The following is a 20,238-nucleotide window of genomic DNA, read 5'->3' on the forward strand; positions in this document are numbered from 1 at the left end:
AGGATGAGGGGAGAGATACGGGAAGTCCTCATCCTGAGGAGGCGCGAAGCGCCGTCTCGAAGGATGGCGGCAAGTAAGGTTTGATGGATTAAGTGATGGACAAGACCCAGCCGCATCCGTTGTTCAAACTCGCGACCGAGCTCGGTCCGCTGCTCGTATTCTTTGTCGCAAACGCCAAATTCCATCTGTTCGTCGCTACCGGCGCGTTCATGGTGGCGATCGTGGCGGCGATGATCGCGTCCTATGTTGTGACACGGCACGTGCCTGTCATGACAATCGTCACCGGCATCATCGTCATCGTGTTCGGCACGCTGACGCTGGTGCTGCACGACGAGACCTTCATCAAGGTCAAGCCGACCATCATCTATGGCCTGTTCGCGGCCGTGCTGGGCGGCGGGCTATTGTTCGGCCGCTCCTTCATCGCCATCATGTTTGACCAGATGTTCAACCTGACGCCGCATGGCTGGCGCATCCTCACGATGCGCTGGGCGCTGTTCTTCCTCGCGATGGCGGTCCTGAACGAAATCGTCTGGCGCACCCAGACGACCGATTTCTGGGTCGGCTTCAAGGCGTTCGGCGTGATTCCGCTGACGATGATCTTTGCGATCGCCCAGATGCCGCTGACGAAGCGCTACCATCTGGAGCCGGCCACGCTCGAGGCGAGCGAGGCGGAAGCGGGCGATGTGTCGAAGGGGTAGTTGGTGTCCCGGACGCGGTGCGGCACGAAGTGACGCTCCGCAGAGCCGGGACCCATGTCGCAGCCCAAGCGTGGGCCCCGGCTCTGCAGCGCACCCATAGCGTGTCGAAGACGCGCGTAAACGCGCTTATGTCGCGGCGCGCCGCGTCCGGGGCACGAAGATCAGCTCTTCTGCTTGGCGATGATCTTGTCCTTGATCTTGTCGTAGGTCGCCTGCGGAACGATGCTCTTCTGCACCAGATCGTCCTTGCCCTTATAGGGACGGCCCTTGATGATCGCCGCCGAATAGGCCTTGCCGATGCCCGGCAGGGCGTCGAGTTGGTCGGCGCTCGCGGAGTTGATGTCGAGCAGGTCCGCTTTCGGGGCCGGCGCCATCTTCGACTCGGTGGCCGGCTTCGGCGCGGGCGCCATTTTGCTGTCGGATTTGGCCGCGGGCTGCGCGGTCTGGGCCATCGACGGCGTCGCCGTCATCAGACCTAAAGTGAGCGCAGTAGCGAGAAGTGAAGCGAGCGTGAAATGACGCATTGGGTGTGTCCCTCCAAGGACGGTTTTAAGTAACGCGATCAAGCTAGCTTCGGATTCGTGGCGGCGCCATGGCCGCGAAATGAACGGCAGATAAAAGCTGAAGATTATTATTTGTCCCTCATGGTGAGGAGCGCGCTCTTGCGCGCGTCTCGAACCATGAGGCCCCGATGCCTCATCCTTCGAGACGCCGCGGAGTTTATCATCGGGCCGCGCTTCGCGCGGACCCGTTGGCGGCTCCTCAGGATGAGGCTGTGCTCACGTCCCCGCCTTCAGCGCCTTCTCGATCTCGACCTTGAGCACGCCGTCGATATTCTCTGGCGTCACCGGCCCGACCATCTTGTAGAGAATGGTACCTTCGCGGCCGACCACGAAAGTCTCGGGCACGCCGTAGACGCCCCATTCGATCGAGGCGCGGCCGTTGCCGTCGACGCCGACGATGCCGAACGGATTGCCGTAGCGGCCAAGAAAGCGGCGGGCGTTGTCGGAGCCGTCCTTGTAATTGATGCCGACCATTTGCAGCCTCTTGTCCTTGGCCAGTTGGACAAACAGCGGCGCCTCGTCGTGGCACGGCACGCACCAGGACGCCCAGACATTGACGATGCTGACTTTGCCCTTGAACGCGGCTGGGTCGAGGCCCGGCACCTGCGCGCCGTTGACGACGAGGCCTTCGAGCGCCGGCAGCACGGTTTGCGGCGCCGGGCGGCCGATCAGGGCGGAGGGAATTCTCGAGGGGTCGCCGCCGTGCAGCCGCAGCAGGAACAGTCCGGCCAACGCGATGAAGCCGAGCAGCGGCAGGCTCACCAGCCAGCGCCGGCCCCGCGGTGATGCGTCGTTGGTGGATGCGGGCTCGCTCATCAGATATCCGCCGCGCTGCGGCCGGAACGCCTGACCACGCCGCTGGCCTCGAGGTCGCGCAGGCGCTCCTTCTGGCGGCGATAGTCGATGGCGATCCAGACAATCAAAATCAACACCACCCCCGTTACCAGTGCATACGAGGTCACGATGAAGGGGGCGTAGGGACCGAGCGACATCGCGTCACGCCGCCTGCTGACTGGCTTGCATCATCTGCAAGGCGCGCACGCGGCGGCGCAGGATCTCGTTGCGCATCGCCGCCAGATGCAGCGTGACGAACAGCAGCGAAAAGGCGACGGCCATGACGAGCAGCGGGATCAGGAAGGCGCGGTCGAGCGAGGGCCCGCCCAGCCGCATCACCGAGGCTGGCTGATGCAGCGTGTTCCACCAGTCCACCGAGAATTTGATGATCGGCAGATTGATGGCGCCGACCAGGGTCAGGATCGCCGCGGCCCGCGCCGCGCGCGACGGATCGTCCACCGCGCGCCACAGCGCGATCAGGCCGAGATACATCAAAAACAGGATCAACACCGACGTCAGCCGCGCATCCCACTCCCAATAGGTACCCCACATCGGCCGGCCCCACAGCGAACCCGTGACCAGCGCCAGGAACGTGAACGCGGCGCCGATCGGGGCTGCCGCTTTGGCCGCGACATCCGCCAGCGGATGCCGCCACACCAGCGTGCCCAGGGCGGCCAGGCTCATCACGCCCCACACGAACATCGACAGCCACGCATTCGGCACGTGGATGAACATGATCTTGACGGTGGCGCCCTGCTGATAGTCGTCGGGCGCCATAGCCGATTGATAGCAACCGATCAGCAGCAGGATTGCAGTTGCACCTGCAAGCCACGGCAGCACCCGCGCCGTCAGCGACAGGAATTTCGTGGGGTTGGCGAGGTCGATCAGCGTCATGGCACCCTGATAGTCGTCAGCGGCGGGGCAGGCAATGTGGCATGCTTTGTTTCATTTGGCCTCCGCGAGAGTTGATCGGCGTCAAATTGGCAAGTTTGGCATGATCTTGTCCGGAAACCGGAAGTGCGCTGACGACGCGGCCCTGCGGGTCGGGATCATGCCTAGTCCAGCCCGTGCCGCAGGCTGGCGGCGGCGGCGAACGGTCCGATCACGAAACTGACGAGGGAAAGCGCGCACAGAATCGAAAACGGCGTTCCGAACGACAGCGGGCCGGTGATCGCGGCCTGCGAGGCCGCGACGCCGAAGATCAGGACGGGGATCGACAGCGGCAGCACCAGCACCGCGAGCAGCAAGCCGCCGCGATGTAAGGTCACGGCAAGGGCTGCACCGATCATGCCGGTAAAAGTCAGCGCCGGCGTGCCCGCCAGCAGCGTCAGCGCCACCGCCGAAGTCGATGCGGTGTCGAGATTGAGCAGCAGCCCCAGCACCGGCGTGGCGATAATCAATGGCAGCCCCGCCGCGAGCCAGTGCGCCAGCGCTTTGGCCGCACAGGCCAGTTCCAGCGGCATCCGGCTCATCACGATCAGGTCGAGCGAGCCGTCCTCATGGTCGGCCGTGAACAGCCGGTCGAGCGTCAGCAGGCTGGCCAGCAGCGCGCCGAGCCAAAGAATGGCCGGCCCCAGCCGTGTCAGCAGCGCCAGATCGGGGCCGACCGCGAACGGCATCAGCACGGTGACGGTGAGGAAGAACAGCACGCCGATCAGCGCCCCGCCGCCGACGCGCAGCGCGATTCTGATGTCCCGCCGAATCAGCGCGGCGAGGGCGGTCATGTCGCGCCTCCCATCCGAAGTTCCCTGGTCTCGATCCCGAGCGGGGCGTGGGTGGCTGCGATGATGATTCCGCCGCTTCCAAGATGGTCGCGCATCAGGCCCGCGAACAAATCCTGCCCGGCCGCATCGAGCGTCGAGGTCGGCTCGTCGAGCAGCCAGACCGGGCGCCGTACCGCGAGCAGCCGGCCGATCGAGAGCCGCCGCCGCTGGCCGGCGGACAGATAGGCCGCCGGCAAATCCGCGGCGTGGCCGAGGCCGATTTGAGCGAGGGTTTGTTCCCCATCCCCGGCATCGCCGCCGAGGAAATCCCGCCAGAACGACAGGTTCTCCCGCACGCTCAGCGCGGGCTTCAGGGCGTCGCGGTGGCCGAGATAATGCGACTGCTCGGGCAGCGTCAGCTCGGTCCCGCCGCCTTTCAGATCAATCGATCCGGCCGATGGCACCAGCAGGCCCGCGATCAGCCGCAGCAGCGAGGTTTTGCCGGATCCATTGGGGCCGGTGACGGCCAGCGCCCGGCCCGAGGCGGCCTCAAAATCGAGGCCGGAAAACACCGCACGGCCGCCTCGCACACAACAGATACTGCGTCCCAAGAGCTGCATTTTGCCCCTTTACAGCCCTTTGGAAACTAAGGGTACCGCATCGGAATTTGTGGGTGCCGCATTGCTGCAGCACGATTGTCAGTGTGGCGGCGCTTCTGGAAAGATTCTATAAGCCCCGAACTTGATGCAGCACACAATCGGCGACTGCAAGCCAAAGGCCGGCCTCGCGGACGGTGTTTAAATACCCTTGCCGGGTATAACTGATAATTGGGATTTCCTCACATGACCTCGCTCGACAGCTTCAAATGCCGCAAGACCCTCAAGGTCGGAGGCAAGTCCTATGTCTATTACAGCCTGCCCGCCGCCGAGAAGAACGGTCTGAAGGGAATTTCCAAACTGCCCTATTCGATGAAGGTGCTGTTGGAAAATCTGCTGCGCAACGAGGACGATCGCACCGTCAAGAAGGCCGACATCGTCGCGGTGTCGAAATGGCTAAAGAAGCGCGCGCTCGAGCATGAAGTGGCGTTCCGTCCCGCGCGCGTGCTGATGCAGGATTTCACCGGCGTGCCGGCGGTGGTCGATCTCGCCGCGATGCGCAATGCGATGCAGAAGCTCGGCGGCGATGCGGAAAAGATCAATCCGCTGGTGCCGGTCGATCTGGTCATCGATCACTCGGTGATCGTGAACTTCTTCGGTGACAACAGGGCGTTCGGCAAGAACGTGGTCGAGGAATACAAGCAGAACCAGGAACGCTACGAATTCCTGAAATGGGGTCAGAAGGCGTTTTCGAATTTTTCCGTGGTGCCGCCCGGCACCGGCATCTGCCACCAGGTCAATCTCGAATATCTCGCGCAGACGGTGTGGACCAAGAAGGAGAAGATGACGGTCGGCAAGAAGACCGGCACCTTTGAAGTCGCCTATCCGGATTCGCTGGTTGGTACCGACTCGCACACCACCATGGTCAACGGCCTCGCCGTGCTCGGCTGGGGTGTCGGCGGCATCGAGGCGGAAGCCTGCATGCTCGGGCAGCCGCTGTCGATGCTGCTGCCGGAAGTGATCGGCTTCAAGCTCAAGGGCCAACTCAAGGAAGGCGTCACCGCCACCGACCTCGTGCTGACCGTGACGCAGATGCTGCGCAAGCAGGGCGTGGTCGGAAAATTCGTCGAATTCTTCGGCCCAGGCCTCGATTTTCTCTCGGTCGCGGACAAGGCGACCATCGGCAACATGGCGCCGGAATATGGCGCGACCTGCGGCTTCTTCCCGGTCGATGCCGCGACCATCGACTATCTGAAGACCTCGGGCCGCAAGGCTGACCGCGTCAAGCTGGTCACCGCCTACGCCAAGGCGCAGGGTCTGTTCCGCACCGCCAGGTCGGCCGATCCCGTGTTCACGGCGACGCTGACGCTCGATCTCGCCGACGTCGTGCCGTCGATGGCCGGCCCGAAGCGTCCCGAGGGCCGCGTCGCGCTGCCGGCGGTCGCCGCAGGCTTCGCCACCGCGATGACCAGCGAATACAAGAAGGCGGACGATGCCGCCAAGCGCTATGCGGTCGAGAACCACAATTTCGATCTCGGCCATGGCGACGTCGTGATCGCGGCAATCACCTCCTGCACCAACACTTCCAATCCGAGCGTGCTGATCGGCGCGGGCCTGCTGGCGCGCAACGCCGCGGCCAAGGGCCTGAAGGCAAAGCCGTGGGTGAAGACGTCGCTGGCCCCGGGCAGCCAGGTGGTAGCGGAATATCTCGCCAATTCCGGCCTGCAGGCCGATCTCGACAAGGTCGGCTTCAACCTGGTCGGCTTCGGCTGCACCACCTGCATCGGCAATTCCGGCCCGCTGCCGGAGGATATTTCGAAGTCGATCAACGACAACGGCATCGTCGCCGCCGCCGTGCTGTCGGGTAACCGCAACTTCGAAGGCCGCGTCAGCCCGGACGTGCAGGCCAACTATCTGGCCTCACCGCCGCTGGTCGTGGCCTACGCACTGGCGGGAACGGTGACCAAGGATCTCGCGGTCGAGCCGATCGGCGAGGGCAAGGACGGCAAGCCGGTGTACCTGAAGGACATCTGGCCGACGACCAAAGAGATCAACGCCGTGATGAAGAAGTTCGTCACCGCCACGATCTTCAAGAAGCGCTACGCCGACGTGTTCAAGGGCGACACCAACTGGCGCAAGATCAAGACCGTGGAGAGCGAAACCTATCGCTGGAACATGAGCTCGACCTATGTGCAGAACCCGCCTTATTTCGAAGGCATGAAGAAAGAGCCGGACCCGATCGTCGACGTCGTCGGTGCGCGGATTCTGGCGATGTTCGGCGACAAGATCACCACCGACCACATCTCGCCGGCAGGCTCCATCAAGCTGACCTCGCCGGCCGGAAAATTCCTCTCAGAGCATCAGGTGCGTCCGGCTGACTTCAACCAGTACGGCACCCGGCGTGGCAATCATGAGATCATGATGCGCGGCACGTTTGCCAACATCCGTATCAAGAACTTCATGCTGAAGGGCGCCGACGGCAACATTCCGGAAGGCGGCCTGACAAAGCACTGGCCCGACGGCGAACAGATGTCGATCTACGACGCCGCGATGAAGTACCAGGCGGAGCAAGTGCCGCTGGTGGTTTTCGCCGGCGCCGAATACGGCAACGGCTCGTCGCGCGACTGGGCCGCCAAGGGAACGCGGCTGCTCGGCGTCCGCGCCGTGATCTGCCAGAGCTATGAGCGCATCCACCGCTCCAATCTGGTCGGCATGGGCGTGCTGCCGCTCACCTTCGAGGACGGCACGTCATGGACGTCGCTGGGCCTCAAGGGCGACGAGAAGGTGACGATCCGGGGCTTGCAGGGCGATCTCAAGCCGCGTCAAACGCTGACGGCAGAGATCGAGTCCGGTGACGGTTCGCTGCAGCGCGTGCCGCTGCTGTGCCGCATCGATACGCTCGACGAACTCGAATATTATCGGAATGGCGGCATTCTGCATTATGTGCTGCGCAAACTGGCGGCATAACGCGGATTTGTGATCGGTGGCTCACTGCTTAGTGAGTGGCAGGTAAAAAGAAGGCGGCCTATCACAAAGGCCGCTTTCGGGCGTTTGGGGCGCGCTTTTGGGATCAGATCATGCCCCGTACAAATACGGATAGAAATCGTCACGACCGGTTCGCAGTATGACAGCGATGATGGCCTATAACTGTATCTCGCGGTGGTCCGGTGCGCTCAGCGTATGCGCGATTATCGCAATTATCCGTCCGGCCCATGCCGATCCGCGTGCGGTCGTCGAATTGTTCACCTCGCAAGGCTGCTCGTCCTGTCCACCGGCCGACAAGATCATCGGTGAGCTCGCCAAGGATCCCAATGTCATCGCGCTGAGCATGCCGATCGATTATTGGGACTATCTTGGCTGGAAGGATACGCTCGCCGACTCCCGCTTCAGCGCGCGGCAAAAGGCCTATTCGCATGTGCGTGGCGATCGCGATGTCTACACGCCGCAAGTTGTCGTCAATGGATCGGCGCATCTGATCGGCAGCGATCGCGCCGGCATCGAAGGTGCGATCAAGGATACGAGCAAGGCCGATGGCGTGATGTCGGTACCCGTCACGATGACGCTGTCCGGCAAGCAGATCAATGTTTCGGTCGCGGCCAGCAAGGCGCCGAACGCCGCGCACGGCGAAGTCTGGATCTGCTCGGTCTCGAAGGCCATTCCGATCGCGATCGGGCGCGGCGAAAACCGCGGCCAGGAAATTACCTACCACAATGTGGTGCGCAATCTTCTCAAGGTGGGTGACTGGAACGGCAGTTCCGGAAGCTGGACCGTGCCGCTGGAAAATATCTCCCGCGATGGCGTCGATGCCGCGGTTGTCTATGTCCAGGACGGCAATCGCGACAAACCCGGCCCGATGCTGGGCGCGGCGTTCACGACGCTGCACTGATTCTGCTCTCCCGTCATTCCGGGATGCGCCTCTTGGCGCAGGCCCGGAATCCATGCTCATTATCGTGGTTATCGATTCTCTGATGTGCAATTGCACATCAGAGCTCGCGCTTCGCGCGCCCCGGAATGACGGCAGTGATGAAGTACCCCCCAAAAAAGAAAAAGGACCAACTTTCGTTGGCCCAGTACGGGGATTAGCTCCCCTGCGAACAGGCCCGATCCCGACGGCCCCGGGGGGCTGGGGGCTGAGGAATCCGGAACCGAAAGGACCGGGCCAACGCAGGATTTTCTTTTCGCAAGGCAGCGGGGCGGTCGATGGGCGGAAGTGGGGCAGCAATATGATTCCGCTAACGATCCCGTGACCCCCGGACTCCGGAGGCCGGGCAATCGGCCGGGCCTGCGGCGGTATTTCTCAAGGGCCCCTTGCAGCGTCCGGCGGTTGGCGCGATCATGTACGTCTCGGCATGATCCCGAAAAGTGGGCACCGGTTTTCGGGATCATATGATGCCTGGATGACAGGAGGCGCTCCATGAGTTCGCTATCGGAGGACACTGATCCAAGCGAGAATCGCGCGGCGGCGCGCACCGCCGCTGCAGGCCCCCAGCAAAGCCGCGTTACGTTCAATCGTCTGGAACTCAATCGTATCCTCAATCTCTATGGCCGCATGGTTGCCGATGGCGAATGGCGCGACTATGCCATCGACTTCTTGAGGGATCGCGCGGTGTTCTCGGTGTTCCGCCGCGCTTCCGAAGTCCCGATCTACCGCATCGAAAAAGATCCGCGGCTCGCGCGCAAGCAGGGCATGTACAGCGTGATCTCCGCGACCGGCTTGATCCTGCGCCGCGGCCAGGAACTCGAGCGCGTGCTGCTGGTGATCGATCGCAAGCTGGCGGTGGTTTAGCCATGCTGTCATTCCGGACCAGCGTGTAGCGCTGGATCCGGAATCCAGAGGTTAGCTAGGCGCAATCTGCGGCGCGAGATTCCGGGTTCGCTTCGCGCCCCGGAATGACACCTGACAACTAGCGCTATTCTGCATTATCCCCCGGCACCGTCGTTGCGCCGTCGCCGAGCGTGCGCTGCATCATCACGGTGTCGAGCCAGCGGCCGAATTTGAGGCCGACACTGGGATGAGTCCCGATCATCTGGAAGCCGGTTTTGGGTGTGGACGCCGATCGATCCGGCGTTGGCGGAATCGCCGATCACCGCGATCATCTGCCGGTAGCCGCGCGCTTCGCATTCGGCGATCAGCCGCAGCATCAATTGCAGGCCGATGCCGCGGCGGTGGATCGCAGGCCTCAGATAGACCGAATTCTCCACCGTGAAGCGGTAGGCCGGCCGCGGACGGTATGGGCCGGCATAGGCATATCCGACCACGCGGCCTTCCAGGACGCCCACGAAATACGGAAAACCGCCGTCCAGCAGCGCCTTGAACCGCCGGGTCATCTCGGCAAGGTCCGGCGGCATCAGCTCGAACGTCGCGGTGCCGTAGAGCACGGCGTGCTCGTAGATTTCGGTGACAGAGGGGAGGTCGGCCTCGGTAGCGGGCCTGATTTCGGCGGGTGACATGGACGCCAGATTATTTTTGCTTCAGCCAAAAGAAAAGCCCCGGCGGTAAGGCCGGGGCTTCAATTCGTGCGCCTGAGGCGTTTGGGCTAGTCGCGCTGGCCGAGCAGTTGCAGCAGCAGCGTGAACAGGTTGATGAAGTTGAGGTAGAGTGAGAGTGCGCCAAGGATGGCCGCACGCTCCGCCACTACGCCGCCCTGCGAGGCATAGCCGTAGATGTAGTCGTTCTTCAGCCGCTGGGTATCCCAAGCGGTGAGGCCCGCGAATACCAGCACGCCGACCACCGAGACGATGAACTGCAGCATCGTGCTCGCCAGGAACAAATTGACCAGGCTCGCGATGATGATGCCGATCAGGCCCATGAACAGGAACGACCCCATGCCGCTCATGTCACGCTTGGTAGTGTAGCCGTAGAGGCTCAGAGCGCCGAAGGTCGCCGCGGTGATGAAGAACACCCGCACGATCGAGGTGTGCGTATACACCAGGAAAATCGACGACAGTGAAACGCCCATCAGCGCCGAGAACACCCAGAACAGCATCTGGGCGGCAGCGGGCTGCAGCCGGTTGATGCCGGCCGAGATCACGAACACCATCAGCAAGGGCGCGAAGATGAAAAGCCACTTCAGGGGGCTCACATACATCGCATAGCCGAACGGCGTCAGGAAGGCGTTGCCGAATTTGGCCGCGCCGGCCGCCGGATCGCCGGTCACCGCCGCCATATAGACGCCGAGCGCCGCGAGACCGGTGATGGCCAGCCCGATGCTCATGTAATTGTAGATGCGCAGCATGTAGGCGCGCAGACCGGCGTCGACGGCCGCAGCGTCAACGCGCCCGGCGGCCCGGCCGAAAGGAGAAGCGTAGTTACGGTCTAGGTCCGACATGGTCGAATTCCCGTTGGTTGCCCGGCGGAGCGCAAGGGGTTTGCGACGCCGGTTAGAAATCTATCTCAGATAGCGCGATTTTGCTGACATTAATTTTGCGTCATCAAACCGGCTCTCTTCCCATCCGATATGTGGGAAACTACCACATTCGCTGCAAGCTTCCACGCGCGGCTGAATGTCGCTCTAAACCGCGATTTAGGGGCAAAAACGGCGTTAACCCTGCTCGCTCTGCCGCTACAAATTGTCACAAATTCCGCAACACCGTGGCCGGTTTCTGGTTCAGGGCCAAAAGCGTGCCGGCCAGTCCCAGCCCCACCGTGACGATCAGCGCGGCCACGACCACGCCGGCGGCGCTGCCGGCCTGCCAGATGAAGCTCAGCGTCATCAGCCGGGTCACGATCAGCCAGGCCGCAATCGAGCCTGCGATCACGCCGAACACGGCGGTGGCAAAGCCGATCATCAGATATTCCAGCGCATAGGCGCCGAGCAGCCGCGCGCGGGTGGCCCCGAGCGTCTTCAGGATTACCGCGTCATAGACCCGGTGGCGATGGCCGGCGGCGAGCGCGCCGCTCAGCACCAGAATGGCCGAGATCAGCGTCACCGCGCTGGCGCCGCGGATCGCCATCACGAGGTTGGTGACCACGCTGCCGATGGTTTCCAGCGCCTCGCGCACCCGCACGCTGGTTACCGTCGGGAAGGCGTCGGCCACCTGTTTGATGATGCGGGCGTCGCCGGCGGCGTCCGGATGGGTCTCGGTCAGGGTCGCGACATGGCTGTGCGGCGCGCCCTTGAAGGCGTTCGGCGAGAACACCAGCACGAAATTGATGCCGAGGCCCTGCCAGTCGATATTGCGCAAATTGGCGATTTTGGCCGAAATGTCGCGGCCGAGCACGTTGACGACGATCTCGTCGCCGATTTTGAGCTTGAGCCCGTCGGCGATCTTCTTCTCCATCGAGACCAGTGGCGGACCGCTGTAATCCGGCCCCCACCACTCGCCCTCGACGATCTTCGAGCCCTTGGGAATCTCGCCGGTATAGGTAAGGCCACGGTCGCTCTGCAGCACCCATTCGGAATCCTGCGAAGCCTTGAGGTCTTCGGCCTTGACGCCGCGGGCGGCGGCGATCCGCCCGCGCAGCATCGGCACGTCCTCCACGGTCGATCCGGGCGCGGTCTGTTTCAGGAAGGCGGCGAAGCGGTCGGCTTCGGTTGTGGGAATATCGATGAAGTAGAACGACGGCGCGCGATCCGGCAGCGCCGCCAGGAACTGCCGCCGCAGATTGCCGTCGATCTGGGTGATGGTGACCAGCACCGCCAGCCCCAGGCCGAGCGACATCACGACCGATGGCGTCAGTGCGCCGGGCCGGTAGATGTTGGCGATCGCCAGCCGCAGCATGGTGATGCGACTACGGGGCAGGCGGCGCGCCAGCGCCATCAGCCCGGCGGCGACGCCGCGCAGCAGCGCGAACACCGCGGCCGAGGAGACGACGAACACCGCGGCGACGCGCTTGTCATAGGCAAGCCCGATCGCAACCGCGATCAACAGCGCAATCACCACCGCCATCAGCGCCAGATAGCTCCAGCGCGGGCGGTGCCATTCGGGGGCTACTTCGTCGCGGAACAGCGCCGCGACCGGCACGTCATGCACCCGGCCGAGCGGCCACAGGCCGAAGGCCAGTGCCGTGAGCAGGCCGTAGATGAACGACAGCGCAAGTTCGTCCGCGTGCAATGCGGGGATCACCGGCAACGGCAGCAGCTTGCCGAACAGGCCGACAATAACGAAAGGCAGCGCCGCCCCGGCGGCAAGGCCGATCACCGAGCCGATCCCGGCAAGCACGACCACCTGGGTCAAATAGATCGTGAAGACATCGCGGCCGGTGGCGCCCAGCGCCTTGAACGACGCGATGACGTCGCGGCGGCGATCGATATGGCTCTTGACGGCATTGGCGACGCCGACGCCGCCGACCAACAGCGCGGCAAGGCCGACCAGGGTCAGAAATTGGGTGAAACGGCTGATGGTGCGCTCGAGCTGCGGCGAGGCGTTGCCGCGGCTTCGAATCTCCCAGCCGGCTGCCGGCAGCGCGCTTCGCGCGCTGTCGATCAGCGCGGTCGCGGCGCGGTCGGTCGCTGCGTTGTCGGGTAGTTTCAAGCGGTAGATCCAGCGCACCAGGCTGCCGGGCTGCAACAACCCGGTCGCGCGCAGGCCGGCTTCGCTGACCAGGAAACGCGGGCCGAGGCCGACATTGCCGGCGAGCTTGTCGGGCTCGGCGCTGTCAACGCTGCGGATCTGAAAGCTGGCGCTGCCGATGGTGACGCGGTCGCCGAGCTTGAGGTCAAGCCGCGCCAAAAGAGTGGAATCCACCGCCGCGCCGAACGCGCCGTCGCGCTCGGCCAACACATCCGCTATCGGCAATTCCGGATCGAGCGTCAGCTCACCCAGCATGGGATAGTTGCCGTCCACCGCCTTGAGCTCGACCAGCGCCAGCCTGCCGTCGGCGCTGCGGGCCATGACGCGCAACGTCGCCGCGACCGAAACGTCGCCGCGCGAACGCAGGAACGCGATCTCGTCGGGCTTGGCTTCGCGCTGGATGAGAGAGAATGCGACGTCGCCGCCGAGCAGCGTACGGCCCTCGCGCGCAAGGCCTTCGCTGAGGCTGGCCGCAACGGAGCCGACGCCGGCGATCGCCATCACGCCAAGCGCGATACAGGCGATGAAGACGTAAAAGCCGCGCAAGCCGCCGCGCAACTCGCGAAGCGCATAGCGCAGCGCAAGCGACGACGCGCGGCTGCCGCGGTCAGCGGCCTCGGATGCGATGCTCATGTACTTGAATGCCCGTCGATCCGGCCCGAGCGCAGCCGCACCACGCGGTCGCAGCGCTGCGCCAGCGAGGTGTCGTGCGTCACCAGCACCAGCGTCATGCTGCGCTCGGCGTGCTTGGTGAACAGCAGATCGACGATCTGCTTGCCGGTGGCTTCATCGAGGTTTCCGGTCGGCTCGTCCGCGACCAGGATCGCGGGATCGGGTGCCAGCGCACGGGCCAGCGCGACGCGCTGCTGCTCGCCGCCGGACAATTGCGTGGGATAATGATGCAGGCGGTCGCCGAGGCCGACCGATTGCAGTTCCTGCGCGGCGCGCGCGGACGCATCGGGATTGCCGGCGAGTTCCAGCGGCACCGCGACATTTTCCAGCGCCGTCATGGTCGGTATCAGATGGAACGACTGGAATACGATGCCGACATGCCGGCCGCGAAAGCGGGCGAGGGCGTCCTCGTCGAGGGCATTGAACGGCGTGCCGTTGACCACCACCTCTCCGCTGTCAGGACGTTCCAACCCCGCCATCACCATCAGCAAGGTCGATTTCCCCGAGCCTGACGGTCCGATCAGTCCGATCGCTTCGCCCGGTGCCACACGAAGGCTGATATCTTTCAGGATATGAACGCGTGCAGCGCCGGTGCCGAGTGAGAGATTGACGTTGGCGATTGAAATGGTGTCCGGCTCGAGGCCGGCCAGTGAAGAGGGTTCGATGAGACTGTCCATGGCTCGGTCATATGGCACTTCCGCCGCTCGGGTCGAGGGTCGGTTCGCGATATCAGCGCACATACTCGTGTTGATTATGGCCTTGATGACGGCGGGAACGGTTTTGGCGCAAGGGGCTGTGGCGGTAACGGCAAAGCCGGTCAAGATGGTGGTTTTGGGCGATTCCTTGAGCGCCGGCTACGGCCTGCCGGCCGGGGCGGCGTTCCCGGTTCGCCTGCAAAAAGCCTTGGATACCAAGGGGATAAAGGTCGACATGATCAACGCCGGGGTATCCGGCGATACCGCCTCCGGCGGCCGCGACCGGCTCGACTGGTCGGTGCCCGAGGGAACCGACGCCGTGATCGTCGAACTCGGCGCCAACGACGCCCTGCGCGGCACCGATCCCGCGGTCACGCGTGCGGCGCTGTCTGATATTCTGACGCGGCTGAAGGCGCGCGGGGTAACGGTTCTGCTCTGCGGGATGGTCGCGCCGCCAAATTATGGCAGCGATTATGCGGCCCGTTTCAACGCGATCTACCCGGAGCTCGCGAAATCATTCGGCGTGCCGCTCTACCCGTTCTTTCTGGACGGCGTTGCCGCCGACGCCCGGCTCAATCAGGCGGATGGCATGCACCCGACCGCGGAGGGCGTGGACGTCGTGGTGAAAAATATCTTGCCCACGGTGGAGGCATTTCTCGGCAAATTATCCGGGCAACGGAGTTGAAAAATCAGCAGTGATAACCTTAAGCACCGTGTTTTCCCGGACTTTCGCCTCGCATGCTTCGCAGAGTCACATAAGTCAGGTAGAAATTAGCGATCGGTGATTCGTTACCGGGTTTCAGCATCGGGAGTCGAGCGATGCCGCGTCTGTTCACTGGTCTGGAAATTCCGGCCGAGATCGGCCAAACGCTTTCCAATTTGCGTGGCGGCCTCCCAGGCGCCCGCTGGATCGATCCCGAAAATTATCACGTCACCTTGCGCTTCATCGGCGACATCGACGGCATGTCGGCGAATGAGATCGCCTCGATGCTGTTTCGGGTCAACCGCAAGCCGTTCGAGGTCAGGCTGCAGGGCTTGTCGAGTTTTGGCGGCCGCAAGCCGCGCGCGGTGGTCGCCTCCGTCGAGCCGTGCCGGCCGCTGATCGAGCTGCAGGCCGAACTCGAACGGCTGATGCAACGCATCGGGCTCGATCCCGAGGGCCGCAAATTCACGCCCCATGTGACGCTGGCGCGGCTGTACGACGCCTCGAGCCAGGACGTCGCCGATTATCTCTCGGTGCGCGGTTATTTTCCGAGCCGCGCCTTCACCGTCTCGCGCTTCGTGTTGTTCTCGTCCCGCGCCTCGACCGGCGGGGGGCCCTATGTGGTCGAGGATTCCTACGCGTTGAGTGCCTGAGGGCGGGAGCGCCCGCTCGTCACATCCACCGCTCTCATCGCCCGGCATAGCCGTCCGAAGGACGGCGTCGCTTCCGCTAACCTATGACCGGGCGATCCCGTATTCCAGAGCTGCCATGATTTAACCGAGAAGCCGCGGCGTACTGGATACCCGCTTTCGCGGGTATGACGATTTGCGGCTGGGTCAGCGCCGGCCGCGCATACCCCCACCACCAATTCGCGGCTTGCAATTTTCCTCCCGCTGGGCCGTAAGAGGGCGATGCTGTCCACCTCGCCCAACTCGTTCCGCGCCCATTACCAGGCTCTGGTCGACTTCGGCTCGATCGAGGCCGATCCCGCCCAGGCCAGCGCCGTCGAGGCCTTTGCCGGCCTCGAAGAGCGGCTGTCGAGCTACAAGCCGTTCCGCAAACAAAGCCTGCTCGGCCGGCTATTCGCCGACAAGGGCGATCCGCCGCCGCGCGGTCTCTACGTTCACGGTGAAGTCGGCCGCGGCAAGACCATGCTGATGGATCTGTTTTTTCAGCAGAGCCCGGTCGAGCACAAGCGCCGCGCCCATTTCCATGAATTCATGGCCGAGGTGCATGAGCGGATCTACGGCTATCGCCAGGAGATCGCGCGCGGCGAGATCGCCGATGGCGACGTGATCACGCTGACGGCTCATGCGATCTTCGAGCAGGCATGGCTGCTGTGCTTCGACGAATTCCATGTCACCGACATTGCCGACGCCATGATCCTGGGCCGTCTGTTCACAAAACTGTTCGAGCTCGGCACCGTCGTGGTGGCGACGTCCAACGTCGCGCCCGAAGATCTCTACAAGGGCGGACTGAACCGCGCGCTGTTCCTGCCGTTCATCGCGCAGATATCGGACCATATGGACGTGCTGCGGCTCGATGCGCGCACCGATTTTCGGCTGGAAAAACTCGTGGGCGTGAAGATGTGGCTGGTGCCGGCGGATCACGACGCCCATACCGCGCTCGACAAGGCCTGGATCAGGATGACCGGCAACGCGCCATGCAAGCCGCGCGATATCGCGATCAAGGGCCGGATCCTGCAAGTGCCCTGTTCGTCGCACGGCGTCGCCCGATTCAGTTTTGCGGATATCTGCGAAAAACCGCTGGCCGCGTCGGATTACCTGCGGCTGGCGCACGACTACCACACCATCCTGATCGATCGCATTCCCGTCATGGACTATGCCGAGCGCAACGCCGCCAAGCGTTTCATCTCGCTGATCGACACGCTCTATGACAACGCCGTGAAATTGATGGCGTCGGCCGCGGCCAATCCGGTGTCGCTGTATCTGGCGACCGAGGGCAATGAGGCCAACGAGTTCAAGCGCACCTCGTCGCGGCTGATCGAAATGAGTTCGGAATCCTATCTGGCGCTCCCGCATGGACGGAAAGACTCCGCGGCAAGCGGGTCGAGCACGGGATTGGTGGAGACTTAATCGTCGCTGCAGTCATTCCGGGATGGTCCGAAGGACCAGACCCGGAATCTCGAGATTTCCGGGTTCGCTCGTTTCACTCGCGCCCCGGAATGACGGCGGTCGTAGCGTCGCCCCTGGTCGAAATCGAGGCAAGGCCCGCAAGAGACCGACAATTGGGCACGCCGCGACTTGAACGTATCATTCGAAAGGGATAACCAGCCCTCCAAGCGACTTTCCACCCTTCCTCTTCGTCTCATAAGGACAGATTTCCCATGGCGCGCGACAAGATTGCTTTGATTGGCTCCGGTCAGATCGGCGGAACGCTGGCTCACCTCGTTGGCCTGAAGGAGCTCGGCGACGTCGTGATGTTCGATATCGCCGAGGGCGTGCCACAGGGCAAAGCGCTCGACATCGCGCAGTCCTCCCCGGTCGACGGCTTTGACGCGCATATGACCGGCGCGAATTCCTATGAAGCGCTCGACAACGCCAAGGTCTGCATCGTCACCGCCGGCGTGCCGCGCAAGCCCGGCATGAGCCGCGACGATCTCCTCTCCATCAATCTCAAGGTCATGGAGCAGGTCGGCGCCGGCATCAAGAAATATGCCCCCGACGCATTCGTCATCTGCATCACCAACCCGCTGGATGCGATGGTCTGGGCGCTGCAGAAGGCCTCGGGCATGCCGCACAAGAAGGTGGTGGGCATGGCGGGCGTGCTGGATTCCTCGCGCTTCCGCTATTTCCTCGCCGACGAATTCAACGTCTCGGTGGAGGACGTCACCGCCTTCGTGCTCGGCGGCCATGGCGACACCATGGTGCCGCTGGTGAAATACTCCACCGTCGCCGGCATTCCGCTGCCCGACCTCGTCAAGATGGGCTGGACCTCGCAGGCGCGCATCGACGAGATCGTCGACCGCACCCGCAACGGCGGCGCCGAGATCGTCAACCTGCTGAAGACCGGTTCGGCCTTCTACGCGCCGGCCGCCTCCGCGATCGCGATGGCCGAGAGCTATCTGCGCGACAAGAAGCGCGTGCTGCCCTGCGCGGCCTATCTCAACGGCGAATATGGCGTGAAGGACATGTATGTCGGCGTGCCAACCGTCATTGGCTCGAAAGGCGTCGAGCGCATTGTCGAGATCGAACTGGCCGGCAAGGACCGCGAAGCCTTCGACAAATCGGTCGGCGCGGTGCAGGGCCTGGTCGATGCCTGCAAGAAGATCGCGCCCGATCTGCTCGGCAAGTGATCGCGCCCCGACGATCAGCCGACGGATCGATCAGGCAAATCGTTCCTCGGCACTCCAATTTCCAAGGTTCGCACCCAATCCGGTGCGGACTCGGCATCGAGACAGCACTAATGCGATCAAATTCCTGGTGATTTCGGATTTGCAGGTTCTGTGGTATATGGTATACCAGTCACAAAATCGGTGTGAAACCCAAATAATTCACCGCACGAGACTTCGGGGAGCGTCCACATGAACATCCATGAATACCAGGCCAAGGCGTTGCTACGTGAATACGGCGTGGCCGTGCCGCGCGGGGTGGCCATTCTCAAGCCTTCCGACGCCGATCTTGCCACCGACGAACTCGGCGGTCCGGTCTGGGTGGTGAAGAGCCAGATCCATGCCGGCGGTCGCGGCAAGGGCAAATTCAAGGAAGCCTCCGCTGGCGACAAGGGCGGCGTCCGTGTCACCAAGTCCGCCGCCGAGGTCAATCAATTCGTCAAGCAGATGCTCGGCGCAACCCTGGTTACCGTGCAGACCGGGCCGGCCGGCAAGCAGGTCAACCGCCTCTACATCGAGGAAGGCTCCGATATCGACAAGGAGTTTTACCTCTCGATCCTGGTCGATCGCGAAACCTCTGAAGTGTCGTTCGTGGTTTCGACCGAAGGCGGCGTCAACATCGAGGACGTCGCGCATAATACGCCTGAAAAGATCGTCACCTTCTCGGTCGATCCCGCCACCGGCATCATGGCCCACCATGGCCGCAAGGTCGCCAAGGCCCTGAACCTGTCTGGTCCTCTCGCCAAGCAGGCGGAAAAGCTGGTGAGCCAGCTCTATACGGCCTTCGTCGCCAAGGACATGGCGATGCTGGAAATCAACCCGCTGGTCGTCACCAAGAATGGTGATCTGCGCGTGCTCGACGCCAAGGTGTCGTTCGACGACAACTCGCTGTTCCGGCATCCCGAAGTGGTGGCTTTGCGCGACGAGAGCGAGGAAGACGCCAAGGAAATCGAGGCGTCGAAATACGATCTCAACTACATCACGCTCGACGGCACCATCGGCTGCATGGTCAATGGCGCCGGCCTTGCGATGGCGACCATGGACATCATCAAGCTCTACGGCCTGGCGCCGGCGAACTTCCTCGATGTCGGCGGCGGCGCCAACAAGGAAAAAGTCACCGCGGCGTTCAAGATCATCACCGCCGATCCCAACGTGAAGGGTATCCTGATCAACATTTTCGGCGGCATCATGAAATGCGACATCATCGCCGAAGGCGTGGTCGCCGCGGTCAAGGAAGTCGGCCTGAAAGTGCCGCTGGTCGTGCGGCTCGAAGGCACCAACGTTGAAGCCGGCAAGAAGATCATCGAGGACTCCGGCCTCAACGTCGTGGCCGGCGACAATCTCGACGACGCAGCGCAGAAGATCGTGAAAGCCGTCAAAGGGAGCTAGTCCCATGCCCCAGGACCATCTCGCCGCACCGACTGCGTTGGAAGAGCACCGCAAACTCGCGGTGTTCGCCGGCGAGTGGGCTGGCGAAGAGGTGGTTTTCCCGTCGCGCTGGACCGCGGGCGGACCGGCCACCTCGCACGTCGTCGCTCGCATGGATCTCAACGGCCTCTATCTGATCCAGGACACGCGCCAGATGCGCGACGGCAAGGAGAGCTTCGCCACCCACGGCGTGTTCACTTACGATCGCGAGGATCGGCACTACAAACTGTTCTGGCACGATTCACTCGGCTACTACTCGCCGGCGCCGGCCTCCGGCGGCTGGACCGGCAAGACGTTGATCCTGGTGCGCGGCTCGCTGCGCGGCAACGCGCGGCATGTCTATGAAGTCGTTGACGACAACAACTACACCATGAAAATCCAGTTCTCGCCCGACGCGGAAGGATGGGCCGACGTGCTCACCGGCGTGTATCGGCGCGTGCACTGACTCCATTTCCCGATCATCTACGAAAGCAACATCAA

19 protein-coding genes and 1 pseudogene are annotated in these 20,238 nt (G+C 63.2%); 10 read left to right on the plus strand and 10 right to left on the minus strand.

What is annotated here, in order from left to right; translation table 11 throughout:
• Positions 1-95 precede the first annotated feature (95 nt).
• Entirely contained in the window at positions 96-698 is a 603-nt protein-coding gene (locus tag V1289_RS21650; protein WP_074271936.1) for a septation protein A, read from the plus strand.
• 161 nt (positions 699-859) lie between these two features.
• Here the strand turns inward: V1289_RS21650 and V1289_RS21655 are convergent, their stop codons facing one another.
• The 6 genes from V1289_RS21655 to ccmA form a co-directional block, all read right to left on the minus strand.
• Complete coding sequence (locus V1289_RS21655) at positions 860-1,222, minus strand: ComEA family DNA-binding protein (protein WP_334398755.1); 363 nt, start codon at positions 1,220-1,222, stop codon at positions 860-862.
• Between the two features lie 255 nt (positions 1,223-1,477).
• Positions 1,478-2,077, minus strand: coding sequence for a DsbE family thiol:disulfide interchange protein (locus V1289_RS21660; RefSeq protein WP_334398756.1), 600 nt, complete (start codon positions 2,075-2,077; stop codon positions 1,478-1,480).
• Complete coding sequence (gene ccmD / locus V1289_RS21665) at positions 2,077-2,253, minus strand: heme exporter protein CcmD (protein ID WP_334398757.1); 177 nt, start codon at positions 2,251-2,253, stop codon at positions 2,077-2,079. Before ccmD ends, V1289_RS21660 begins: the two co-directional genes overlap by 1 nt.
• Positions 2,254-2,257: 4 nt before the next feature.
• Positions 2,258-2,989, minus strand: coding sequence for a heme ABC transporter permease (locus V1289_RS21670; RefSeq protein WP_074271932.1), 732 nt, complete (start codon positions 2,987-2,989; stop codon positions 2,258-2,260).
• 161 nt (positions 2,990-3,150) lie between these two features.
• On the minus strand, positions 3,151-3,819 hold the full coding sequence (gene ccmB, locus V1289_RS21675) for a heme exporter protein CcmB (protein WP_334398758.1): 669 nt from the start codon (positions 3,817-3,819) through the stop codon (positions 3,151-3,153).
• A complete protein-coding gene (gene ccmA, locus V1289_RS21680; RefSeq protein ID WP_334398759.1) occupies positions 3,816-4,418 on the minus strand; it encodes a heme ABC exporter ATP-binding protein CcmA in 603 nt (200 codons plus the stop codon). The genes ccmB and ccmA overlap by 4 nt, the downstream gene beginning before the upstream one ends.
• A gap of 222 nt (positions 4,419-4,640) precedes the next feature.
• Here ccmA and acnA point away from each other — a divergent pair, with 222 nt between their 5' ends.
• The 3 genes from acnA (at position 4,641) to V1289_RS21695 (ending at position 9,180) form a co-directional block, all read left to right on the plus strand.
• A complete protein-coding gene (gene acnA / locus V1289_RS21685; RefSeq protein ID WP_334398760.1) occupies positions 4,641-7,361 on the plus strand; it encodes an aconitate hydratase AcnA in 2,721 nt (906 codons plus the stop codon).
• 157 nt (positions 7,362-7,518) lie between these two features.
• On the plus strand, positions 7,519-8,280 hold the full coding sequence (locus V1289_RS21690) for a DUF1223 domain-containing protein (RefSeq protein WP_334398761.1): 762 nt from the start codon (positions 7,519-7,521) through the stop codon (positions 8,278-8,280).
• Between the two features lie 528 nt (positions 8,281-8,808).
• Positions 8,809-9,180: a DUF2794 domain-containing protein gene (locus V1289_RS21695; protein ID WP_074271927.1), complete on the plus strand. Its 372-nt coding sequence runs from the start codon at positions 8,809-8,811 to the stop codon at positions 9,178-9,180.
• A gap of 124 nt (positions 9,181-9,304) precedes the next feature.
• Here V1289_RS21695 and V1289_RS21700 read toward each other — a convergent pair.
• The 4 genes and pseudogenes from V1289_RS21700 to V1289_RS21715 all read right to left on the minus strand — a co-directional run bounded on the left by V1289_RS21700 (position 9,305) and on the right by V1289_RS21715 (position 14,257).
• A pseudogene (locus V1289_RS21700) lies at positions 9,305-9,845 on the minus strand (GNAT family N-acetyltransferase).
• 86 nt (positions 9,846-9,931) lie between these two features.
• The gene (locus V1289_RS21705) at positions 9,932-10,723 is read right to left on the minus strand and encodes a Bax inhibitor-1/YccA family protein (protein ID WP_334398762.1); all 792 of its coding nucleotides are present in this window, start codon (positions 10,721-10,723) and stop codon (positions 9,932-9,934) included.
• 244 nt (positions 10,724-10,967) lie between these two features.
• Positions 10,968-13,541: an ABC transporter permease gene (locus tag V1289_RS21710; protein ID WP_334398763.1), complete on the minus strand. Its 2,574-nt coding sequence runs from the start codon at positions 13,539-13,541 to the stop codon at positions 10,968-10,970.
• Complete coding sequence (locus tag V1289_RS21715) at positions 13,538-14,257, minus strand: ABC transporter ATP-binding protein (RefSeq protein WP_334398764.1); 720 nt, start codon at positions 14,255-14,257, stop codon at positions 13,538-13,540. The genes V1289_RS21710 and V1289_RS21715 overlap by 4 nt, the downstream gene beginning before the upstream one ends.
• Between V1289_RS21715 and V1289_RS21720 the strand changes: the two genes are divergently transcribed.
• The 6 genes from V1289_RS21720 to V1289_RS21745 all read left to right on the plus strand — a co-directional run bounded on the left by V1289_RS21720 (position 14,256) and on the right by V1289_RS21745 (position 20,203).
• On the plus strand, positions 14,256-14,960 hold the full coding sequence (locus V1289_RS21720) for an arylesterase (RefSeq protein WP_334398765.1): 705 nt from the start codon (positions 14,256-14,258) through the stop codon (positions 14,958-14,960). The two genes, V1289_RS21715 and V1289_RS21720, sit on opposite strands and share 2 nt — an antisense overlap.
• A gap of 134 nt (positions 14,961-15,094) precedes the next feature.
• Positions 15,095-15,631 carry an RNA 2',3'-cyclic phosphodiesterase gene (gene thpR, locus V1289_RS21725; RefSeq protein ID WP_334398766.1) on the plus strand — a complete coding sequence of 179 codons (537 nt, stop codon included), beginning with the start codon at positions 15,095-15,097 and terminating at the stop codon, positions 15,629-15,631.
• A gap of 258 nt (positions 15,632-15,889) precedes the next feature.
• Complete coding sequence (gene zapE, locus V1289_RS21730) at positions 15,890-17,074, plus strand: cell division protein ZapE (protein WP_334398767.1); 1,185 nt, start codon at positions 15,890-15,892, stop codon at positions 17,072-17,074.
• 251 nt (positions 17,075-17,325) lie between these two features.
• A complete protein-coding gene (gene mdh / locus V1289_RS21735; RefSeq protein WP_309181107.1) occupies positions 17,326-18,294 on the plus strand; it encodes a malate dehydrogenase in 969 nt (322 codons plus the stop codon).
• A 228-nt stretch (positions 18,295-18,522) separates the two neighbouring features.
• Positions 18,523-19,719, plus strand: coding sequence for an ADP-forming succinate--CoA ligase subunit beta (gene sucC, locus V1289_RS21740; RefSeq protein WP_309181108.1), 1,197 nt, complete (start codon positions 18,523-18,525; stop codon positions 19,717-19,719).
• 4 nt (positions 19,720-19,723) lie between these two features.
• Positions 19,724-20,203, plus strand: a complete 480-nt coding sequence (locus V1289_RS21745) for a DUF1579 family protein (protein ID WP_334398770.1) — start codon at positions 19,724-19,726, stop codon at positions 20,201-20,203.
• Positions 20,204-20,238 lie beyond the last annotated feature (35 nt).

The organism is Bradyrhizobium sp. AZCC 2289 (assembly GCF_036924615.1).
Classification (GTDB): Bacteria; Pseudomonadota; Alphaproteobacteria; order Rhizobiales; family Xanthobacteraceae; genus Bradyrhizobium.